Annotated in this window: 18 protein-coding genes and 2 riboswitches; of the genes, 9 read left to right on the top strand and 9 right to left on the bottom strand. The window is 70.4% G+C overall.

Going from position 1 to position 21,309, the window contains the following annotated elements:
- Positions 1-128: 128 nt before the first annotated feature.
- Positions 129-1,208 (top strand): ABC transporter substrate-binding protein, encoded by a 1,080-nt coding sequence (locus tag ACMCNK_RS25765; protein WP_412738938.1) that lies wholly within the window; start codon positions 129-131, stop codon positions 1,206-1,208.
- Between the two features lie 175 nt (positions 1,209-1,383).
- Here the strand turns inward: ACMCNK_RS25765 and ACMCNK_RS25760 are convergent, their stop codons facing one another.
- Positions 1,384-3,492 carry a fibronectin type III domain-containing protein gene (locus ACMCNK_RS25760; protein ID WP_412738937.1) on the bottom strand — a complete coding sequence of 703 codons (2,109 nt, stop codon included), beginning with the start codon at positions 3,490-3,492 and terminating at the stop codon, positions 1,384-1,386.
- Positions 3,493-3,688: 196 nt separating this feature from the next.
- Between ACMCNK_RS25760 and ACMCNK_RS25755 the strand changes: the two genes are divergently transcribed.
- From ACMCNK_RS25755 to ACMCNK_RS25740, 4 genes are read left to right on the top strand one after another with little or no spacing between them, the layout of a single operon-like run.
- Positions 3,689-5,215 (top strand): sugar ABC transporter ATP-binding protein, encoded by a 1,527-nt coding sequence (locus ACMCNK_RS25755; RefSeq protein WP_412738936.1) that lies wholly within the window; start codon positions 3,689-3,691, stop codon positions 5,213-5,215.
- A complete protein-coding gene (locus ACMCNK_RS25750; protein WP_412738935.1) occupies positions 5,205-6,173 on the top strand; it encodes an ABC transporter permease in 969 nt (322 codons plus the stop codon). Before ACMCNK_RS25755 ends, ACMCNK_RS25750 begins: the two co-directional genes overlap by 11 nt.
- Positions 6,174-6,225: 52 nt before the next feature.
- Positions 6,226-7,242 (top strand): ABC transporter permease, encoded by a 1,017-nt coding sequence (locus ACMCNK_RS25745; RefSeq protein WP_412738934.1) that lies wholly within the window; start codon positions 6,226-6,228, stop codon positions 7,240-7,242.
- Positions 7,243-7,265: 23 nt separating this feature from the next.
- On the top strand, positions 7,266-7,664 hold the full coding sequence (locus ACMCNK_RS25740; protein WP_412738933.1) for a thiol-disulfide oxidoreductase DCC family protein: 399 nt from the start codon (positions 7,266-7,268) through the stop codon (positions 7,662-7,664).
- A gap of 22 nt (positions 7,665-7,686) precedes the next feature.
- On the opposite strand, the gene ACMCNK_RS25735 is transcribed toward ACMCNK_RS25740, so the two are convergent.
- The 4 genes from ACMCNK_RS25735 to ACMCNK_RS25720 all read right to left on the bottom strand — a co-directional run bounded on the left by ACMCNK_RS25735 (position 7,687) and on the right by ACMCNK_RS25720 (position 12,220).
- Positions 7,687-8,406, bottom strand: a complete 720-nt coding sequence (locus ACMCNK_RS25735; protein WP_412738932.1) for a zf-HC2 domain-containing protein — start codon at positions 8,404-8,406, stop codon at positions 7,687-7,689.
- Entirely contained in the window at positions 8,403-8,927 is a 525-nt protein-coding gene (locus ACMCNK_RS25730; protein ID WP_412738931.1) for a sigma-70 family RNA polymerase sigma factor, read from the bottom strand. Before ACMCNK_RS25730 ends, ACMCNK_RS25735 begins: the two co-directional genes overlap by 4 nt.
- A gap of 132 nt (positions 8,928-9,059) precedes the next feature.
- Positions 9,060-10,100 carry a neprosin family prolyl endopeptidase gene (locus ACMCNK_RS25725; protein ID WP_412738930.1) on the bottom strand — a complete coding sequence of 347 codons (1,041 nt, stop codon included), beginning with the start codon at positions 10,098-10,100 and terminating at the stop codon, positions 9,060-9,062.
- 458 nt (positions 10,101-10,558) lie between these two features.
- Positions 10,559-12,220: a DHA2 family efflux MFS transporter permease subunit gene (locus ACMCNK_RS25720; protein WP_412738929.1), complete on the bottom strand. Its 1,662-nt coding sequence runs from the start codon at positions 12,218-12,220 to the stop codon at positions 10,559-10,561.
- A gap of 89 nt (positions 12,221-12,309) precedes the next feature.
- On the opposite strand from ACMCNK_RS25720, the gene ACMCNK_RS25715 reads away from it, so the two are divergent.
- Complete coding sequence (locus ACMCNK_RS25715; protein WP_412738928.1) at positions 12,310-13,038, top strand: TetR/AcrR family transcriptional regulator C-terminal domain-containing protein; 729 nt, start codon at positions 12,310-12,312, stop codon at positions 13,036-13,038.
- A 1-nt stretch (position 13,039) separates the two neighbouring features.
- On the opposite strand, the gene ACMCNK_RS25710 is transcribed toward ACMCNK_RS25715, so the two are convergent.
- Both ACMCNK_RS25710 and ACMCNK_RS25705 read right to left on the bottom strand, forming a co-directional pair.
- On the bottom strand, positions 13,040-13,603 hold the full coding sequence (locus tag ACMCNK_RS25710) for a fibronectin type III domain-containing protein (protein WP_412738927.1): 564 nt from the start codon (positions 13,601-13,603) through the stop codon (positions 13,040-13,042).
- A gap of 175 nt (positions 13,604-13,778) precedes the next feature.
- Positions 13,779-14,387 carry a TetR/AcrR family transcriptional regulator gene (locus tag ACMCNK_RS25705; RefSeq protein WP_412738926.1) on the bottom strand — a complete coding sequence of 203 codons (609 nt, stop codon included), beginning with the start codon at positions 14,385-14,387 and terminating at the stop codon, positions 13,779-13,781.
- Positions 14,388-14,556: 169 nt separating this feature from the next.
- Between ACMCNK_RS25705 and ACMCNK_RS25700 the strand changes: the two genes are divergently transcribed.
- Together ACMCNK_RS25700 and ACMCNK_RS25695 are read left to right on the top strand one after the other, a co-directional pair.
- On the top strand, positions 14,557-15,453 hold the full coding sequence (locus tag ACMCNK_RS25700; RefSeq protein ID WP_412738925.1) for an ABC transporter permease: 897 nt from the start codon (positions 14,557-14,559) through the stop codon (positions 15,451-15,453).
- Positions 15,446-16,222, top strand: a complete 777-nt coding sequence (locus ACMCNK_RS25695) for an ABC transporter ATP-binding protein (protein WP_412738924.1) — start codon at positions 15,446-15,448, stop codon at positions 16,220-16,222. Before ACMCNK_RS25700 ends, ACMCNK_RS25695 begins: the two co-directional genes overlap by 8 nt.
- Before the next feature lie 20 nt (positions 16,223-16,242).
- Here the strand turns inward: ACMCNK_RS25695 and ACMCNK_RS25690 are convergent, their stop codons facing one another.
- Positions 16,243-17,262: a coiled-coil domain-containing protein gene (locus ACMCNK_RS25690; protein ID WP_412738923.1), complete on the bottom strand. Its 1,020-nt coding sequence runs from the start codon at positions 17,260-17,262 to the stop codon at positions 16,243-16,245.
- A 3-nt stretch (positions 17,263-17,265) separates the two neighbouring features.
- Positions 17,266-17,402, bottom strand: a riboswitch (cyclic di-AMP (ydaO/yuaA leader).
- Between the two features lie 293 nt (positions 17,403-17,695).
- A riboswitch (cyclic di-AMP (ydaO/yuaA leader) is annotated at positions 17,696-17,833 on the top strand.
- 2 nt (positions 17,834-17,835) lie between these two features.
- Between ACMCNK_RS25690 and ACMCNK_RS25685 the strand changes: the two genes are divergently transcribed.
- On the top strand, positions 17,836-18,852 hold the full coding sequence (locus ACMCNK_RS25685; protein WP_412738922.1) for a coiled-coil domain-containing protein: 1,017 nt from the start codon (positions 17,836-17,838) through the stop codon (positions 18,850-18,852).
- 55 nt (positions 18,853-18,907) lie between these two features.
- Here ACMCNK_RS25685 and ACMCNK_RS25680 read toward each other — a convergent pair whose 3' ends face one another.
- Complete coding sequence (locus ACMCNK_RS25680; RefSeq protein ID WP_412738921.1) at positions 18,908-21,277, bottom strand: glycoside hydrolase family 65 protein; 2,370 nt, start codon at positions 21,275-21,277, stop codon at positions 18,908-18,910.
- Between the last annotated feature and the right edge of the window lie 32 nt (positions 21,278-21,309).

The following is a 21,309-nucleotide window of genomic DNA, read 5'->3' as shown; positions in this document are numbered from 1 at the left end:
CTTCCCAGGTCACCGGCCGCAACGTGCGTTTGTGATAGGAATCCCGGCCTGACCTTGACAGGAAAAGTTCGATGGTGAGTGAATATGTTTCCCGCAGGAGATCGCTCCCCGTCGATAGGAGACCTGTCATGAGTGCTACGCCCGGCCGGTGGCGGCCAGTGGCCGCGAGCCTCGGCGCGACCCTTCTGCTCGTCAGTGCCTGCGCAAAGTCCGAGGACGGCGACAACACCGCCGCCGGCGACAACGCCACGGCCGGTGCCCAGGTCGTCGCGTCCGCCGCACCAGGTGGCCTGACCTGCACCCTCGATCAGTACGGCGGCACGAAGGTCGACCTCAAGACCGCCAAGGTGGGCTTCTCCCAGTCGGAGAAGGAGGCCAACCCGTTCCGCATCGCGGAGACGAAGTCCATCAAGGACGAGGCCACCAAGCTGGGCATCACGAACCTCACGACAACGAACGCGAACTCCCAGTTCAACAAACAGATCAGCGATGTCGAGCAGATGCTCGACTCCGGCGTGCAGCTGCTGGTCGTCGCGCCGCTGAACTCCGACGGCTGGGACTCGGTGTTCGCGAAGGCGACGGCCAAGAAGGTCCCGATCATCACGATCGACCGCAAGATCAATGCGGCGCCGTGTAAGGACTACCTGGCCTTCATCGGCTCGGACTTCGCCGAGCAGGGCAAGCGCGCCGCCGACGAGATGGCCAAGGCGCTCGGCAACAAGGGCACCGTGGCGATCCTGCTGGGCGCCCCCGGCAACAACGTCACCACGCTGCGAACCAGCGGCTTCAAGGACGAGATCGCGAAGGTCGCACCGGACGTCAAGATCGTGTTCGAGCAGACCGGCCAGTTCTCCCGCGAGGAGGGCCAGAAGGTCACCGAGCAGCTCCTGCAGTCCAACTCGGACATCAACGGCATCTACGCCGAGAACGACGAGATGGCGCTCGGTGCGGTCGTGGCGCTCAAAGGCGCGGGCAAGAACGCGGGCGACGTCAAGGTCGTCTCGATCGACGGTACGCGCGGCGCGGTCCAGGGCATCGTGGACGGCTGGATCAGCGCGGTGATCGAGTCGAATCCGCGGTTCGGGCCGCTCGCCTTCCAGACCGCGACCACGTTCTTCGCCGGCCAGAAGGTCCCCGCGGACATCATCATCCAGGACCGGCAGTACGACGCGAGCACCGCGAAGGCCGATCTGACCAGCGCGTACTGACGTCACGCGCAGCAAACCGGCGTGGCGGCGCCGGGCGGACCCGGGGTGGCCCGGGGGCGCCGCCACGCCGCCGGTTCCGTCCGCCACGTTCCTGCGGGCCGCCCGGACCCCCGTGCCGGGCGGCCCGCTCCGCGACCTGCCGCCTGCCGTGGATCGGCACCGGCTCGACGGTCGCTCACACCGGCGTGGCACGCTCCCTTATCCGCCGCCAGAAGGCCAGCAGCAGCAGACCCCCGCCGGCCACGAGCGCGCCGAACCCGACCAGGATCACGCCCGCGGTCAGCGGCGAGTCTGTGGTCGGCAGGATGTGGTCCGCGAGGACGTTGACGGCCAGCTTCAGATAGTGCGCGTTGCCGTCCGGGTCGACACCCGAGGCCACGAACTGATGGTCCCCGCCCTCGAGACCCGCCGGGACGGTGACCGCCTTGCGGAACGTGCCTGCGGCACTCGTGGTCACCCGGCCGAGGCTGACCGGGTCGGAGTAGAGGGTGATGGTGACCGTCGAGTGTGCCGCGAACCCCTCGCCCAGCAGCACGAACTTCTGCCCGGGCACGGCGGTGGAGATCTCACCGTCCGTCGTGGTCAGCAGCAACGAGGTCGTCGGCGGGCTGCCGGTGACCGGCGGTGCGTTCGGGGTGGCCGCGTTCGACCTGCCGGAGACCGCCGAGGCGAGGCTGCCCGCGTACGCCTGGACGGTGTACGTGTAGGTGGTCCCCGCGACGCCGCCGACGATGCATCTGGTGGCGCCCGTGGTCTCACATGTGGCGGGGCCGGGGGACGCGGTCACCACGTACCGGGTGACCGGCAGCCCGTTGGCGACCGCCGGGCTCCAGCTGACCTCGACGGAGGAAACCCCCGCGGTAGCCGTGACCGACGCCGGTGGCAGCGGCATGCCGGGGGTCACCGCTACGGCGTCCGAGCTGGGGCCGTTGCCCCCGCCGCCCACCGCCCGTAGCCGCAGGTGGTAGGTGGCGCCGTTGGTCAGGTCGCCGACCTCGGCGACCCGTGTGCCGCCGGCGCCCGCGGTGGTCGTCACCTCCGCCCACGTCGCACCGTCGTCGGTGGAGATCTGGTATCCGGTGACCGCCCCGCCGCCGGTGGGCGGGGTGAAGGTCAGCGTCGCGGCACCGTCGCCGGGAGCGGCCCGCAGGTTGGTGGGCGCTCCGGGCGCCTCGGCCCGGACGAGCCGGTTGACCCGGTGGCCGTTCAGTTCGGCGTAGTAGACGGCGCCGTCGTGGAAGGTGACGTAGTTCGGGCCCTTCAGCTGGGTGGCCGTGGCGGGCCCGGGCACCGTGGTGCCCGAGACACCGGTTCCGGCAGCGATCGACAAACTGCCGCCCGGCGTGATGCGGATGATCGACGGCGCACTGAAGAGGGCGACGTACACGTTGTCGGAGCCGTCGACCGTGAGGCCCCACGGGGAGCGCACGGAGCTGCTCAGCGCTGGCCCCGGGGTCGGCACCGAGGCGGTGCCGTTTCCGCCGATGATCGACAGGATCCCGCCCGGCGTGATCTTGTACACGTAGTTCAGGGCGAAGTCCGTCGAGAGCAGGTTGCCCTGGCTGTCCCGCGCCAGGCCGTAGGGCGAGTTCAGTCCGGAGTCGACGGCCGGCCCGGGCGTCACGGTCGTGGTGCCGTTGCCCGCGATCACGCTCAACACCCCGGCCTGGGTCACTTTCACGATCTTGTGGTTGATCCAGTCGCCGAGGTAGACGTTGTCGCTGCCGTCGATGACCAGGCCCGCCGGCCGCAGCGGGGAACTGGTCGCCGGCCCCTCCACGACCGTGCCGGAAGCACCCGTGCCCGCGAACCAGGACAGCGTCCCGCTCGGGGTGATCTTGTTGGTCCGGTAGCCGGTGTCCTCGTTGACGTAGAGGTTGTCGTTGCTGTCCACGGCGAGGCTGGTCGGCTTGTTCAGCGGGCTGGACAGCGCCGGGCCGGGAACGGAGTTGGCGCAAGTGCCCGTGCCGGCGAACACCGAGACGACTCCGGCCGGGGTCACCTTGAGCACCTGACAGTTGGGCGAGCCGTACGTGCTGATGAACATGTTGCCGTGGCTGTCGAACGCGGTGGCCATCGGTGAGTTGAGCGGCGACGCGGAGATCGGGCCGGGTACCGGCGCCCCGGCGGTGCCGGTCCCGCCGACGAACTCCACGTTCCACGCGGGTGGCGCCGCGGACGCGTGCGCCGGTGGACTGTGGACAAGGCTGATGAGCAGGGTCGAGACGACGAACGCGGCCGCACCGGTTCGCGCGAGTGCGGCCAGAGGACGGCCTCGCGGCATGTGTGACACCCCCGTGACGGCCCGGCAGAGACGACCGGGCATATAGGGCTCACCCTAATAAATTCATCGCTTAATTCTTAAAACCGACACACCGGGTCGCTCACCACCGGGCCGATCGCGGCCACATCTGTGCGAACGTGAGACTTCCTCTCCACGGTATTGACGGAATGTGTTGGGTCGTGAGGGAATTTGGTCCATGGCGCTGCTCAAGGTCGTCGATGTCCGTAAGTCGTTCCCCGGCGTCCTGGCCCTCGACGACGTCTCGTTCACGCTACGGCCGGGCGAGGTGCACGCCCTCGTGGGTGAGAACGGAGCGGGCAAGTCCACGCTGATCAAAGTGCTCACCGGGGTGTACCAGCCGGACCGCGGCGAGATCCGCTACCAGGGCGAGCCGGTCCGGTTCGACACCCCGCTGGACGCCCAACGCGCCGGGGTCTCCACGATCTACCAGGAGGTCAACCTCATCCCGCTGATGAGCGTGGCGCAGAACCTGTTCCTCGGCCGCGAGCCGTACCACCCCTGGGGTCTGCTCGACACGGACCGGATGCACCGGGAGGCCGCCGAGATCCTGTCCCGGTACGGCGTCACCGCGAACGTCCGGCGCCAGCTCGGCACGCTGCCGCTCGGGGCACAGCAGATGGTCGCGCTGGCCCGAGCGGTCATGATCGACGCCAAGGTCGTGGTCATGGACGAGCCCACCTCCTCGTTGGAGCCGCGCGAGGTGGAGACGCTGTTCGGGGTCATCCGCGACCTGCACGCCCAGGGCATCGGCATCATCTACGTCAGCCACCGCCTCGACGAGCTGTACCGGATCTGCGACGCGGTCACGATCCTGCGCGACGGGCGCGTCGTGCACACCGGCCGCCTGGCCGAGCTGGACCGCCTTCAGCTCGTCTCGCTCATGCTCGGCCGCGACACCGCCGAGGTCCGGCGCACCGGGTTCACCGGCTTCTCCGGCACGGACACCGCCGATCCGAACGCACCCCCGGTGCTGCGCGTGCGCGGCCTGACCAGCCGGCACAAGCTGCACGACATCAGCTTCGACGTACGGCCCGGCGAGGTGGTCGGGCTGGGCGGGCTGCTCGGCGCCGGACGCAGCGAGACGATCAAGGCGATCGGCGGGGCGTACCCGGTCGACCGTGGCGACGTCGAGGTCGACGGCACCACCCTCGAACGACCGACCACGGTCGCGGCAGTACGGGCCGGCGTCGCGGTGCTGCCGGAGGACCGCAAGGCCGAGGGCATCGTCGCCGACCTTTCCGTACGGGAGAACATCGCGCTCGCGGTCCTGCCCCGGCTCAGCCGCCTCGGTGTGGTCTCCGAGCGGCGCATCGACGCGATCGTCACGTCGTTCATGACCCGCCTGCGGATCAAGGCGTCCAGCCCGGACCAACGCGTCGGTGACCTCTCCGGCGGCAACCAGCAGAAGGTGCTGCTCGCCCGGCTGCTCGCCACCGAGCCCAAGGTGCTGCTGCTCGACGAGCCCACCCGCGGCATCGACGTCGGCGCCAAGGCCGAGGTGCAGGCACTGATCGACGAGCTCGCCGCCGAGGGCCTCGGGGTGGTGCTGGTCTCCTCCGACGCGGAGGAGCTGGTCGAGGGCGCCGACCGGATCGTGGTGCTGCGCGACGGCGCGGTCGTCGGAACGCTGTGCGGCGATCAGGTGACCACCGAGGAACTGCTCGCCACGATCGCCGCAGCGGGAGGCGACGATGAGCACTGACACCGCCGCCCCACGGATGCTGCCCGGCCCGGCACATCTCCGCGCATGGCTTCCCCAATACGGGGTGTACGCCGCGATCGCGGCACTCGTACTGTCCAATGTGCTGTTCACGCCCGCGTTCCTGACCTGGAGCAACCTGCGCATCCAGCTCGTGCAGGTGGCGCCCGTGGTGATCGTCGCGCTCGGCATGGCGCTGGTGATCGGCACCGAGGGCATCGACCTGTCGGTCGGCTCGGTGATGGCCCTCGCCGCCGCGCTGATCCCGCTCTACCTCGGCTACGGCGTGGTCGCCGCGATCGTGGTCTCGCTGCTCGCCGGCGTCGCCGTGGGCCTGATCAACGGCACTCTGGTGGCCCGGGTGGGATTGCAGCCGATCGTGGCGACGCTGGCGCTGTTCGTCGGCGGCCGCGGCCTGGCCGTGGTGATCTCCGGCGGTCAGCTCAAGGACATCCGCAACCCGGACTTCCGCTGGCTCGGCTCCGGCGACGTGTTCGGGGTGCCGGTGCTGGTGTGGGTCGCGGCGCTGCTGGTGTTCGTGGTCGCGTTCACGGTCCGGCGTACCGTGTTCGGTCGCCGCCTGCTCGCGATCGGCGGCAATCGCCCGGCCGCGGAGCTGGCCGGGGTGCCGGTGAAACGGGTCCTCATCACGGTGTACGTGGTCTGCGCCGTGCTGGCCGCGGTCGCCGGAGTGCTGGCGGTGGCGCGGATCCAGTCCAGTGACGCGTCCGCGGTGGGCCTGCTCATCGAGCTCAACGCGATCACCGCGGTGGTGGTCGGCGGGACCCCGCTGACCGGCGGCCGGGTCCGGGTGCTCGGCACGGTGGCCGGGGCGCTGCTCATGCAGCTCGTCCTCGCCACCATGATCAAACACGATCTGCCGTCGTCGACCGCGGAGATGGCACAGGCCGTCATCATCCTCGTCGCCGTGGCCGTGGCCCGTGAGCGGAAGACCCGGTGATCGCCCGAACGTTCCCGGCGACCCGGATCGTGACCCGAGGGAGGCAGACGCGGTGACCCAGGGAATCTTGTCGCACCCCCCGGCGACGCCGGTCGCCGCGGACCTGCGCCGGGCCGAACGCATCGACCGGATCGTCGGCCTCGTGCAGCGCCAGGGCGCGCCGGCGGTCCTCGGGGTCGTCGTGCTCGCCGGGGCGGTCGCGTTCCCGGACTTCCGCAGCTACGACAACGCGGCCACGATCCTGGTCGCCGCGGCCCCGCCCATGCTCATCGCACTCGGCATGACCTTCGTGATCATCACGGGTGGCATCGACCTGTCGGTCGGCTCGGTGTACGTCCTCGGCGGGGTCGTCGCCGCGTACGCGTCGCCGTGGGGGCTGCCGGCCGCGTTCGCCGCGCCGCTGCTGGTGGGCGCCGTGATCGGGGTGGTCAACGGAAGCCTGGTCGCGTACGCGCGGATGGCGCCGTTCATCGTCACGCTGGCCGCGCTGCTGGGTGCGCGCGGTCTGATGCGGGCGATCAGCGACGAGGGCTCGACCACCCACCTGGTACGCAGTGACGCGTTCCGCGCGTTCGGCACCGGGTCGTTCCTCGGACTCGGCTACCCGGTGTGGCTGGCCGCCGCGCTCGTCCTGGCCGGGACGCTGCTGCTGTCGCGTACCCGCTTCGGCCACGCCGTGTACGCGGTGGGCGGCAGCGCCGACGCCGCCGACCTGATGGGCGTCGCGGTACGCCGTACCCGGGTGCTGGTGTATGTCATGTCCGCCGCCCTGGCCGCCCTGGCCGGCGCGATCAACACGGCGAAACTGGGCTCAGGGGTGACCGTGCTGGGCACGGGCATGGAGCTGGACGCGATCGCCGCCGTGGTGATCGGCGGCACGCTGCTCACCGGCGGCGCCGGATCCATCGCCGGAACGGTCGCCGGGGTGCTGCTGCTCGCGGTCGTCCAGAATCTGATCAACCAGGTGGGCTCGCTCAACAGCAACTGGCAGCAGGTGGTCAGTGGCGCCTTCCTGGCCGCGGTGGTGGTCGCCCAGACCTACCTGAACCGGCTGCGCCGGGTGACCTGACCCGCGGGTGCCAGGATGGGGCCATGAGCGCACATCGGCCTGCTTTCATCTTCGACGGCGACTGCTCGTTCTGCACGAGCTGCGCGGAGTTCATCCAGCGGCGCATCCCGACCCGCGCCACCGTGGTGCCGTGGCAGTTCACCGACCTGTCGGCGCTCGGCCTCACTCAGGAGCAGGCCGAGGCGGCCGTGCAGTGGGTCGGTCCGGACGGGACGGTCGCCGCGGGGCCGGACGCCATCGCGCTGCTGCTGCGCGACGCGGGCCGGCTGTGGACCGTGCCCGGCCGCGCCCTGCAGACCGGGCCGGTCCGGTTCGCGGCGTGGCCCGCTTACCGGTGGATCTCCGAGCACCGGCACATGTTGCCGGGCGGAACCGCCGCCTGCTCCCTGCCCCAGGCCCAGCGCGACGCGATGCGCGGCTGAGGCCCGATGGCAGCAGCCCGGCTCAGGACAGCCGGGCCGTCCCCAGCACGTGACCGTCGCGGTCGGCGATCGAGATCGCGCGGACGTCGCGCAACTGGATGGAGCTCGCGCCGGTCACCTTGGCCTCGCCGGTCACGGTCGCACCCCAGGCGGCCGCCTGCTCCAGCTGCCCGCTCGCGTCCCGGACCTGGCAGACGAACGGGCCCTTGCCCTCCAGCCGGCTCACGTCCAGCGAGATCGCGACGCCCCAGGCCTTCGGGCTGACGATCGCCTGCCCGGTCAGTCCGCTGCCGGTGGCCGGCTCGAACCGGGCGGTCACGAGCTGCGGGCTGGGCAGGGCCTCCGGCGGCGTGGTGCGCCGGTCCGCGGTGACCACGCCGAAGCCGATCAGTGCCGCGATCAGGACCACCGCGGCGGCGGCCAGCCAGCGCACGCGGGCCATCCGCCGGTCCCGGGTACGCTCCGCGCGCATCCGCGACAGCAGCTCCTCCACCCGCTCGGCGCTGGGCCGCGCGGACAGCGAGATCAGGGTGCCACCCCGTTCGGCGTCGCGGGCCGCGTCCGGCAGGCGTTGCAGCAGCTCGGGGATGGGCGCGAGCCGTTCCAGCTCGTCCCGGCACTGGTCACAGCCGAGCAGGTGGGCGTCGAGCCGCTCGGTGTCGCCCTCGTCCAGCCCACCCAGCAGGTAGCCGCCGAGCAGCATGCGCAGCTCGTCGTGCTCGTGCGACACGTCCGGGGTCATCGGATCACCCCCATCTCCTCGAACACCGTGCGCAAGGCGCGGACCGCGTAGTAGGCGCGCGACTTCACCGTGCCCTCCGGTACGGACAGCCGGCGCGCCGCGTCCGCGACGCTCTGCCCCTCGTAGTACATGGCCTTGACCACCGCCTGGTGCTCGGCGGAGAGCCGCTCCAGCGCCTCGGCCACCAGCCAGCCCTCGACGAGCTGGTCGACGCTGTCCGCCGACGGCACCGACTCCACCGCGGTGTCGTCGGCGACCAGGCGGGGGCGGCGCTGCTCGGCACGCCACGCGTTGGTGACCACGTTGCGCGCGATGGTCAGCAGGTAGGAGCGGGTCCGGCCGGTGCCGTCCACCTCGAGGTGGTCGATGTGCCGCCAGGCCCGCAGCAGGGTCTCCTGCACGAGGTCCTCGGCTTTGTGGCGGTCGTGCACGTACCGCGAGATGAAGCTGAGCAGGACCGCATAGTGCTCCGTGTAGAGCGCGGTCATCAGCTCCTCGTCGGGACTGACCCGTCGTCTCATTCCGCTGATCCCCTCACTGGCACTACCCGGCCAACACGTTGTACACCGTCGGAGCCGCCCCGGTTCGACCGGTGGCGAAGATGACGATGCCCGGTCCCCCTGACGGGACCGGGCATCATACCGTCGAGACTTTCAGCAGGCCCCGGGGCCGCCGTAGCGGAACGTCCGGGCGCTGAGTTTGCTCACCCCGTACACGCCGCCTTGGACGCGGACGTTGAGGTCGACGTCCGGGCCGTTGAGGAACGACACGCTGCCGACGCGGGTCGCGGCGGCGTTGTCCGCGCCCTGGCCGTTGCCCATCTGGCTGCACGGCCGGGTGACGGGCGAGGCGACCTCACCGAAGTACTGGACCAATCCGGTACGGGTGAACTGCCCGTTCCACAGGCTGTCCGGGAAGTAGCCCAGCCACTCCGTGTCGTACGCAACCCACCACGCCCCGTTGAAGTGCTGGATGCCGAACTTCTTGTTGTTGCCCTCGGGCAGCGTGTCGCCCGGCTTGACGGTCTGGCTGTACTGGACGAAGCCGCACGCGTTGTAGCAGCTCTCCTGGTTGTTGACCCAGTGGTAGACGAACAGGTGCGGGTCGCTGTCGCCGTTGACCGCGCGGTCCACGTTCCAGCCGACCTCGGCGACCTGCAACCCGTCGGCCGTCCGCACGCTGAGTTCGGCGAGGGTGTGGAAGTCCCCGTCCGCCAGCCGGGGCTTGCCGATGGAGAAGTTCGCGTACGTGCCGTCGGTCTCGGCGTACTGCGATCCCATCCCGTAGAGGAAGTTGACGTCGGGACCGCCGCCGGGCACCGGCTCGGCCAGCGCCGGCGGGACCGGCGGGACGGCGGCTGCACGGGCGCGGACCGGCCCCCGGCGGGAGCTGCTGCCCTTCGGGGCGAACTCCGGGCCCGCCACAGTGGCTCCGGACGTGTCGGCGGGGGCGATGTCCGCACCCTCGGCCGCGACCCGCGCGCTGCTGGCGCCGGGTTCGGCCCGGGTGAGTGCGACCGGGCGGCCACCCCACGGCAGCCGCGCGGGCGGGGTGCTCGTGTCGGCCGCACTGCTCACCGTGGACGGTTCCGGGGCCGGGCCGGGACCGGACGGATCCGCAGTCGCAGAGGCCCCCGCGGTGACGGCGTCGGGGTTCTCGGCGGCGCCGGCGTTGAGCGTCCAGACGACGCTCATCGAACCGACGGTGACCACGGCTAAGCCGGCGGCAAGAAGGCCGCGGCGGGAGATCGACACTTGTCCGTCCTCGTTCATCGGGGGGTCGGAGGCGGGTGGGGGCGTGGGGGAACCTCCGGCACCGTTCTCGGCGGCGGAGCCGACGATATAACGTCCTCGATCGCCCACGCCCCCGCTGAGCTGGTTTTCCGTCTTAACGGCTGAGGCTGCGGACCGATCTGGTGATGCCTGAGGCGGGAGTGGCCACGCTGCGTGCCTCCGTCGTCGCTTTCGGTTCACACGGCGGGTGACACGAAAGAGGCAAAGTGGCTCGAGGCTCTTTCGGGTAGCGCGAGAATCCGGGCCCGGAGACCGAATCCGGCGCGTGTGACGACGTCCGGGCAGTGTGGACCAATTGTCCGAAACGAGAAGCCCCCAGGAGCGGTCACGCCGCTGCCTGGGGGCCCGTGGTGCGAGGGTCAGTGGCCCTCGCCCCCCGGCCTCGCCCGGCGGGGCAGCAGGAATCCCATCGCGAACGCCGCGAGGATCAGCCCCAGGACCACCCAGAGCGTACGCACGGTCACGTCCCGGAAGCCGGCCTGCGCCGCCCGCTCCGCGTACCCGGTGAGCCCGGGAACTGCCGGGCCGGCGCCGGTCGCGGCGCGGCACGACGCGGGCTGCACCCCCGGGTCCTCCTCGGCGACCCGGTCGGCGAGGCAGGCGCGGACCCCGGCCACGATCCCCGGCTGCGCCGCAGCCGGCACGGCGGCGGCCGTGAGCTGGGCCCGCAACTCTCCCGCCGACGTGTCGACGTGGTGCGCGACCGCTCCGGGCACCAGTCCGAAGAAGATCGTGCCCAGGACGGCGATGCCGAACGCGCCACCGAGCTGCTGCACGGACGTCAACGCCCCGGCCGCCGAACCGGTCTCCGCCTCGTCGACACCCGCGAGCACGATGTCGAAGAACGGCGCCATCGCCAGACCCATGCCGGCCCCGAGCACCAGCAGCGCCGGAATGAGCTGGTACGGGCTGATGTCCGCGCCCGCCGCCTGCACGGTCAGGGCGACACCGGCCGCACCGGCCGCCATCACCAGCGTGCCGATGAGCAGCAACCGACGGCCGAGCCGCTCGCTGAGCCCGGCGCCCGCCGCGACGAATCCGAACACGGTGCCGAGCGCCTGCGGCAGTGTGGTCAGGCCCGCCTTCAGTGGCGAGTACCCGAGCCCGACCTGGAGGTAGAGCGTGAAGACCAGGCCGATGCCGATGAGCGCGGCGAAGAAGACCAGGCCGAGTGCGAGCCCGCCGGTGAACGCGCGCTTGCGGAACAGGCTCGGCGTGACCAGCGGATCGCGCCCGCCGCGTTCGCGGGCGGCCTCGTACCGGCTGAACGCCACGAACAGGACGATCCCCGCGGCGAGCATGACGAAGACCCATGCGGGCCAGTCCAGCTCGCGGCCCTGCACCAGCGGGTACAGCAGCAGGAACGCGGCGACCGACGCGAGCAGCACCCCGACCATGTCCAGCCGTGGGGTGCGCTCGGCGCGCGACTCGGGCAGGAACCGCATCGCACCGATCACCGCGAACAGCCCGAGCGGCAGGTTGATGAAGAAGATCATGCGCCAGCCCGCGCCGAGGTAGTCGGCGTCGACGAGCCAGCCGGCCAGGATCGGGCCACCGACCGCGGACAGGCCCATGACCGGCCCGAACGCACCGAACGCCTTGGCCTGCTCGGACGGGCTGAACATCTGCTTGATCATGCCCAGGCCCTGCGGCAGCATCAGCGCCCCGAAAAGCCCCTGGACGGTCCGCGCGCCGATCAGCACGCCCGGGCTCCAGGCCATGGCGCACAGCAGCGAGGCCGCGGTGAAGCCGGCGGCACCGATCATGAAAATGCGGCGGCGCCCGAAGATGTCGCCGAGCCGCCCGCCTGTCAGCAGCCCGACCGCCATGGCCAGCGTGTACGCCGCGCCGAGCCACTGGATCAGGCTCAGGGTCCCGCCCAGCTCGGACCGGATGACCGGCCCGGCGATCGTGGTGACCAGCGCGTCAAGCAGGTCCATGACCTCGGCCGCGAGGATGACGAAGAGCGCAACCCAACGCCATCGGTACGGCGTCCCGGTCTGTTCGAGTACCGCTTGCATATGTAACCCCCGATGGAAAGAACAGTGTTCGTGTAGTCGAACACCGTTCTACAGACGAACACCGTTCGCGTCAAGTAATATGTGCCGCGATGACCGAGCCCGACCTGCCTCCGCCGCCGTGGCGTCCGGGGACCGCCCGCCGCCGCCGCGCCGCACGGCCGCCACTGTCCCGCGACCAGATCGTCGAGGTCGGGCTGCGGATCGTCGCCGCCGAGGGCGTCGAGGCGGCGAGCATGCGCCGGGTGGCGGCCGAGTTCGGCACGGGCCCGTCCAGCCTGTACGCCCACGTGGCGAACCGGGACGAACTGCTCGACCTGATGTTCGACCGGGCCTGCGCCGACATCGGGGTCCCCGTGCCGGACCCGGCCTGCTGGCCCGAGCAGATCAGGCAGATGGCGCGGGACGGCTACACGCGGCTGATGGCCTACCGTGACCTCGCCCGCGCCGCACTGGCCACCGTCCCCACCGGACCGAACGCCCTGCGCATCACCGAGGGGATGATGGCGGTCCTGCTGGCCGGCGGCATCCCGCCCCGGATCGCGGGGTGGGCACTCGACCGCATCTTCCTGTACATGGTCGCCGAGGTGTACGAGAGTTCGCTGCGGCAGGCCAGCGTCGAGTCGTCCGGCACGGATCCGGAGCAGTACTTCGCGCACTGGGTCGAGCAGCTCGCCACGTACTACGAAAAGCTGCCCCCGCAACACTTCCCGAACCTGCAGCGGCACGCCCGCGAGATCACCGGCGGCGGTGGCGACGAGCGATTCCTCTTCGGCCTCGACCTGCTCGTCGACGGCCTCGCCCGGTACGTCGCCGCATGACTCACTTCGGGTATACGACCCCCGAGGCCCCGCTGTACGGGTTGCGGGTGCCGTCCGTCAGGCCCCCGGTGTTCTGCGCGTCCAGCCACACCACGTACGGGACGCCGGTCTTCAGCCCGGTGATCGTGTAGCTGACCGCGCACCCGGCACCGGTGGCGGGGACATTGATCCACGTGTAACCGGGCTGGGCGCCCGTGACGAGCGTCTGCGGCACTGCGGTCACCCGGTAGCCGGAGGCCTGTCGCCGCGGCCAGGTCATGGTCAGCGAGCGGATGCCCGGGGTCACCGTCACGGGGATGACCACCTCGCCGTTCGGGGCGGGCGGGCAGGCACTGCCGGACGTCGCCGGGAACGACGGCGGGGGCAGCGAGGTCGCGCGGGAGGGGTACGTCACACCCGGGGTGGGGGTCGCCGAACCGGTGGCCACCACGATCCAGCTGCCGCCGGCGCCCGCCGCCGGAGTGGCCCCGGCGGTGGAGGACGGCGTCGCGGCGGTGAGCCCGATCACCCCGCACCCGCCGAGGGTGAGCGGCACGAGCAATGCCACCAGCAGCTTTCCCCGCATGTGTGTTCCTCCGATCGCACGGCCTGATCACCGCACCGATCGGCCGGTTGGCGGCCGCGCTGAGGGTGGATTCCGCACGGGCGGCCGACCGCGGAAAGTTCTCAGCGGCCCGGCGGCCGGACCGATCTGCCGGGACGTCGGCCACAGAAGAGGACACCGCCATGCATCAACGGGCTCAGCCCGCCGAGCGACCACCCTGCAACGCATGGGTCACCGCGACGGCCAGCTTCTCCAGACAGTCGTCGTCGATCGGGGTCCGGGCCACCGCGACCCGCCAGTAGAGCGGGCCGAGGATCAGGTCCACGGCCACGTCCGGGTCGGCGTCGGCGGGCAGTTCCCCGCGAGCGATCGCCTGGCCGACCAGCTTGTCACCGACCGCGTGCTGATGGGTGTGCAGAGCCCGCTGCAGCGTCTCGGCGATCTGCGGGTTACGGGCGGCCTCGGCCATCAGATCCGGGATGATCTGGGACGCCATCCGGTGCTGGAGGGCCTTGCTCGCGATCATCAACAGCAGTCGGAGGTCACCGGCGAACGTGCCGGTGTCGGGTAGCGGCACGGCACGCTCGGCCACATCCGAAACGATCTCGAGTACCATCTCGAGCTTGTTGCTCCACCTGCGGTAGATCGCGGTCTTGCCCACCCCCGCCCGGCGCGCGACCGCCTCGATGGAGAGCCGGCCGTAACCGACCTCGGCCAACTCCTTCATCACGGCGTTGCGGATCGCCACGGTGATGTCACCGCGGAGGACCGCCGCCCCGGCAGGTGCTCGTTTCCCGGTCGCCACGGAGGCAATATAGCGCAACGACGCTACGGTTGCGTTCCGCCGATTGCTCGGCTACCGTCGGCCTCACGTCGATACGATGCCGTTTCAACGACACTCGCTCGTTACTGTGTTCACGCGCAAAACCCGCGAGGCCCGGCACACCGGGCCGACGAGATCGGAGCGCCACCCCATGGTCCAGACTGCGGTCGCCGGAAACGACACCGGTCTGCCCCTGAAGGAACTGGCCCACCGGCACGGCCTGGGCGCGGCCGGAGCCCTGCCCAGCCTTCCCGGATACGTGCGCCAGCTGTGGGCCTACCGGCACTTCATCGGTGAGTACGCCAACGCCAAGGTGTCGTCGTCGCTGGGCGACACCCGGCTGGGGATGTTCTGGCAGGTGCTGACACCGCTGATCAACGCGGCGGTGTACTACCTGATCTTCGGCGTCATCCTGGGCGGCGCCCGCGGCGGCGGCAACTTCATCGCGTACCTCTGCACCGGGGTGTTCATCTTCAGTTTCACCCAGTCGGTGGTGCAGAACGGCGTCCAGGCGATCACGGGCAATCTCGGCCTGATCCGGGCGCTGCACTTCCCCCGCGCCAGCCTGCCGCTGGCCGTCGTGCTGGTCGAGGCGCGCAACCTGATCGCCTCCATGCTGGTGCTCATCAGCATCGTGCTGATCTCGGGCGAGCCGATCACCCTCCAGTGGCTGCTCATCGTGCCCGCACTCCTGCTGCAGGCGATCTTCAATGCGGGCCTCGCCATGCTGACCGCCCGGCTCGGCTCCAAGGTCACCGACCTCAAGCAGCTGATCCCGTTCATCATGCGGATCTGGATGTACTGCTCCGCGGTGCTGTACTCCGCACAGAAGTTCGAGAAGGCGTTTCACGGCTGGAAGCTGCAGGTGATCGAGGCCAATCCGATGCTGGTCTTCATCGAGCTGATGCGGCACGCGCTGATGGAGAACGTCCAGCTGGCAAGCCCGCCCATGCGCCTGTGGATCCAGTCGATCGTGTGGGCGCTGCTCGTCGGCATCGGCGGGTTCGTCTACTTCTGGCGCGGGGAGAACGGATACGGCCGTGGCTGAGACAACCGAGCGGGTGCCCACCGTCATCGCGGACGACGCACACATCGTCTACCGGATCTACGGCGCCGCCGGCCAGGGCACGAACACCCCCGTGGCCAGCTTCAAGCGGATCATCACCGGCCAGAAGTCCGGCGCCGTCCGCGAGGTCCACGCGGTCAAGGGCGTGAGCTTCGTCGCGTACAAGGGGGAGGCGATCGGGCTCATCGGCAGCAACGGCTCCGGCAAGTCGACCCTGCTGCGGGCGATCGCCGGGCTGCTGCCGGTGGACCGGGGCGAGATCTACGCGGCGGGTCAGCCGTCACTGCTCGGCGTCAACGCGGCGCTGATGAACGACCTGCCCGGCGAGCGCAACGTCGTGCTGGGCTGCCTCGCGATGGGCATGAGCCCGGCCGAGGTGAAGGAGAAGACCGCCGAGATCATCGAGTTCTCCGGCATCAACGAGCGCGGCGACTTCGGCTCCCTGCCGATGAAGACGTACTCCTCCGGCATGGCGGCCCGGCTGCGCTTCTCCATCGCGGCCGCCAAGAAGCACGATGTGCTGCTCATCGACGAGGCGCTGGCCACCGGCGACGCCAAGTTCCGCCGCCGCAGCGAGCAGCGGGTCCGCGACCTGCGCGAGGAGGCCGGCACGGTGTTCCTGGTGAGCCACAGCGAGCAGTCGATCCGCGACACCTGTGAGCGCTCGATCTGGCTGGAGTCCGGCCTCATCCGCGCCGACGGCCCCACCGAGGACGTGCTGAAGGAGTACGAGGACTACATGCGCCGGTAGTCCCCGTACTCCCGCGCCGATCAGCGCACCGACAGGTGCACGTGGTTGGTGTGGTCGCTCGACGGGTCCCCGTTGCCCCGGGTGTACGCCTTCCAGCCGCTGCTGGGCAGCCAGATCCGGCGGAACCAGATGACGTACAGCACGTTGAGCCGGTCGGCGTTGCCGATGAAGAAGTTCGCCAGCCGGTCGCCGTAGTCGCGGCTGGCACCGGAGGCCACCCCGCCGAAGCCGCCCTTGTCGGCGGCGAAGTCGCAGGCCCGGCCCTTCGGGTGCTCCCCGAAGCTCTGGTGCCGGAAGCACGCCACGAAGTGGTTGAAGCCCGCACTCTGCGCCTGCTGCATGGCGAAGAGCAGGCGGGGCGTGATGCAGCCGGTGGTGGTCGGGTCGTCAACCGTGCAGCCGGTGCCCAGGTTGCGGGGAGCCGTGGCGGATTTGGTGCTGTTGCCGCCGGTCGGTCCCTCGACGTCCTGGCCGCCGCCCGCGGCCTTGAGCGCGGCCTCGGCCTGGGCCTTGCGCCGGGCCATGACGTTGAGCTGCTTCTGCTGGTCGCGGATCGCGGCGTCGATCTCCAGCTTCGCCTGGGCCTGACCGTCGCGGGTCTGCTTCAGGTTGTGCATCGCCTCCTCCTGCCGGACCCCGTACGACCGCAGAGCGTCGGCCCGGTCCAGCAGGGTGTGCGAGTCGGACGCCGTGAGCAGCGCGCTCATCGGCCCGAGCCGCCCCGTCCGGTACGTCTGCTGCGCGATCTCGTCCAGCGCGGCCTGCTGCGGGCCGAGCTCGACGTCGAGTTTCTGCAGCGCCGCGGCCAGTTCCTGCTGCCGCTGCTTGGACTTGGCCAGTGCGTCCCTGGCGTCGACGAAGCCACGGGACGCAGCATCGAGCGCGTCGGTGAGGGATTTGGTGCCGCCTTCGTCGTCGCCGGGCGCGGCCAGCGGCCGGGGTGCCGCCGAGGCCGCCGAACCGGTGACGACCGGTACGGACACGACGACCAGCAGGGCCAACAGCGTCGCCCACAGCCGGCGGGCAGGGGTGTGCCGCACGTGCGTTCCTTCCGTCGACCGCCGACCGGGTTAGCTGACGGGTTCGGGACGGAAGTGGCCCCTACCGCGCGGTGGCGCGGATTCACCCCAACGAACGTGGTTCCCCGGCTCGCCCGCGGGCGATTAGGCGGTGGTTTCCGCCGGCGCCTTTCCTGACGCCGTTATGAAACGGAGACCGTGTCGAAGAATACCTACTCGCGCGGGATTCGACAGGGGTCACACGTTCAGTTATCGCGCGCTGACAACGCGTCACGAAGTGAGAGAAGCGCAACGATTCACATTGACCGGCGTTACGGCCACGGAACCGGCGATTCCCCTGGGTGAGTCACGGAAAGTTGTTGCCCGGTAACGCATCTGGCACCGGCTGTCTAGATGATTCGTCAGGTAAGCTGGCCGCCGGTCTTGCCAGGAAGGCACCACCCCCAAAGGTGCCGGCAGGCCACCACCTAATCGCCTTCGGGCGAGCCGGGGAACCACGTTTGTGGGGTGAATCCGCGCCACCCGCGCGGTAGGGATCGCTTCCGTCCCGAACCCGTCAGCTAACCCGGTCGGTGGTCACGTGGAAGGAAGAGAATGACGGCTAGACACCGCCGGTGGCTGACCGTAGCCCTGGCACCGCTCGTCGCGCTGACGATGCTCGCCGCCCCGGCCGCCCCGGCCAGCGCGGAGCCGGGCAGCGGCACCGCCTCGCCGGACGAGGGCACGGACCCCCCGCTGCTCAACGAGGTGATGGAGTCGACCAACCGTCGCTTCGTCGCCGCCAAGGCCGCCGTGGCGAAGTCGACGAAGGCCCAGCTGGCGCTCGCCATCGACGTGAAGAACGCCGAGGCCAAGCGGGACGTTCTGCTCCCCGAGGTCGGCGCGGTCGCCGGGCAGCAGTACCGCACCGGGAACCTGTCGGGCATGAGCTACCTGCTCAACTCGAACAGCTCCGACTCCTTCCTCAAGAAGGCCATCTCGCTCGAAGAGATCAACTCGATCAACGACGAGAAGCTTCACGAGCTGAACAGCGCGATCGACGAGGTCACCTCGACCAAGGAGCGGCTGGACGCCGAGATCAAGTCGCAGCAGCAGAACCTCGCCGCGATGAAGAAGCAGAAGGAGACCGCCGACAAGGCGCTCGCGCTGGTCGGCGGCGAGAGCCTCACCGGCGGGTTCGTCGTGGCCAAGTCACCGGAGGCCGCCCCCGCCCCGCGCAACTCCGACGGCGGATTCTCCCCCGAGGCGTGCACGGTCAACGACCCCACGACCAACGGATGCATCACCCCGCGCACGTTCCACCTCTACAAAGAGGTGAAGAAGGCGGGCTTCGACCGGTTCGTCGGCTGTCACCGCGACGGGGGCCCGTTCGAGCATCCGAAGGGCCGCGCCTGCGACTGGTCGCTGCAGGACAAGGGATTCTCGGTCGCGCACAACGCGGACATGAAGAACTACGGCAACAACCTCATGGCGTTCCTGGTCCGCAACGCGGACCGGCTCGGGATCTACTACGTCATCTGGTTCAAGCAGATCTGGTTCCCGGCCACCGGCTGGCACACCTACCACGGACCGAGCGCACACACCGACCACGTACACGTGTCGTTGCTCTGACCGCACGCGGAAACGGCCCCCGTCCGGTGGACGGGGGCCGTTCGCGTGACCGCACTCAGCCGTTGGCGTTGGCCCGGCGCACCGGCGCCCGGCCCGCGGGCTGCTGCGGCGCGGAGCCGACCGGCGGGGCCGGCGGGATCGGTACGGTCACCGGCTTGACCTGGGTCACCTCGATCTCCTTGCCGTGATGCACCAGCTCCAGCCGGGCGGCGCCGCCGCCGTTGCGCAGCGAGTACGTCACCTCCTCCGGCGTCACGTCCACCCGCAGCCGCTTGCCGTGCCACAGCAGCGAGAAGTCCAGCCGGTTGATCCGGCTCGGCAGCCGCGGCGCGAACGAGAGCTGACCGTTGAAGTCGCGCATCCCGCCCAGGCCGGCGACCAGCGTGATCCACGAGCCCGCCAGGGACGCCACGTGCACCCCGTCGCGGGCGTTGCGGTGCAGGTCGTGCAGGTCCATCAGGGCGGCCTCGCCCAGGTAGTCGTGGGCCAGTTCCAGGTGCCCCACCTCGGCGGCAAGGACCGCTTGGACGCACGCGGACAGTGACGAGTCCCGCACGGTCCGGGCGTCGTAGTACGCGAAGTTGCGGGCCTTCTCCTCCGGGGTGAACGCGTCGCCGCGGATGTACATCGCCATGACCAGGTCCGCCTGCTTGATCACCTGCTTGCGGTACAGGTCGAAGTACGGGTAGTTCATCAGCAGCGGGTACGCCTCCGGCGGGGTGTTCTCGAAGTCCCACTCCTGCAGCCGGGTGAAGCCCTCCGACTGCTGATGCACCCCCAGCTCCCGGTCGTACGGGATGTGCACGGACGCGGCCGCGTCCCGCCACGACGCCGACTCCTCGTCGTCCACCCCCAGCTTGCGAGCCATCTCGGGATGCCGCTTGCACGCCTCCGCCGCGGCGAACATGTTCTGCTGCGCCATCAGGTTGGTGTAGATGTTGTCGTTCACCACCGCGGTGTACTCGTCCGGCCCGGTCACTCCGTCGATGTGGAAGCGGCCGTGCCGGTCGTGGTGGCCCAGCGAGCGCCACAGCCGCGCGGTCTCCACCAGCAGCTCCAGCCCGATCTCCCGCTCGAACTCCTCGTCGCCGGTGGCCTGCACGTACCGGCGCACCGCGTCGGCGATGTCCGCCCCGATGTGGAAGCCCGCCGTGCCCGCCGGCCAGTACGCCGAGCACTCCTGGCCGCGGATCGTGCGCCACGGGAACGCGGCGCCCTGCAGGCCGAGCGTCTGCGCCCGCTCCCGGGCCAGGTCCAGCGTCGAATGCCGCCAGCGCAGTACGTCCGCCGCCGCGGACGGTTGGGTGTAGGTCAGCGCGGGCAGCACAAACGTCTCGGCGTCCCAGAACGTGTGACCGTCGTAGCCGGGGCCGGTCAGCCCCTTGGAACCGATCGGCCGCTGCTCGGCGCGGGCACCGGCCTGCAGCGTGTGGAACAGCCCGAAGCGCACCGCCTGCTGCACCTCCGGGTCGCCCTCGACCTTGACGTCGGAGTGGTCCCAGAACTGGTCCAGGAACTCGCGCTGCGCCTCGACCAGGCCGTCCCAGCCGTCCAGGCGGGCGCTGGCCAGGGCCGCGCCGACCTGATCGCGGACCGCGGGCAGCGACCGGTTGCTGGACCACCCGTACGCGGCGAGCTTGACCACGCGCAGCCGCTGGCCCGGTTCGAGCTTGCAGGCGACCGTGGTGCGCAGCCAGTCCGGGTGCCCCTCGGTGGTGACCGCGTGCCGGCCGGGCGCCTCGACGAGGTGCTCCATGGCCGCGGCCATCCGCAGGTCGCTCGCCTTGGTGCGGTGCACCAGCAGGCCGCCGGTGCGCTGCTCCAGCATCTCCTCGGCGAGCAGCGGGTGGTCCAGCACCGCGGCCACCCGCGGGTCCTTGCTCATCGGGGGCAGCTGCTCGTTGGCGACCAGCTCCGACTGCAGGATCAGCCGGGCCGACGCCTCCAGCGGCTCGACCTCGTACAGGAACGCGACCACGGCGCGCTGGGTGAAGGAGACCAGCCGCACGGTGCGGATCCGGATCGCCTGCCCGGACGGGGACACCCACTCGGCGGTGCGTTCCAGCGTCCCAGCGCGCAGGTCGAGCACGCGCTCGTGGGAGCGCAGTTCGCCGTACCGGACGTCGAGCGGCTCGTCGTCGACGAGCAGCCGCATCAGCTTGGCGTTGGTCACGTTGATCATCGTCTGGCCGGACTCGGGGAAGCCGTACCCGGCCTCGGCGTACGGCAGCGGCCGCAGCTCGTAGAAGGAGTTCAGGTACGTGCCGGGCAGGCCGTGCGGCTCGCCCTCCTCGAGATTTCCGCGTATCCCGATGTGGCCGTTGGACAGCGCGAAGACCGACTCGGACTGGGCCAGCAGGTCCAGGTCCAGTCGGGTCTCCCGGATGTGCCACGGGTCGACGGGATAGGCCCGTTCACGGATCACGGTAATGCCTCTCGTAACAATGCGACGTAGAG

The organism is Krasilnikovia sp. MM14-A1259 (assembly GCF_047159535.1).
In the GTDB taxonomy this organism is placed as follows: domain Bacteria; phylum Actinomycetota; class Actinomycetes; order Mycobacteriales; family Micromonosporaceae; genus Actinoplanes.
The sequence above is the reverse complement of the archived record's forward strand: the minus strand, read 5'-3'. Positions and strand labels throughout refer to the sequence as shown.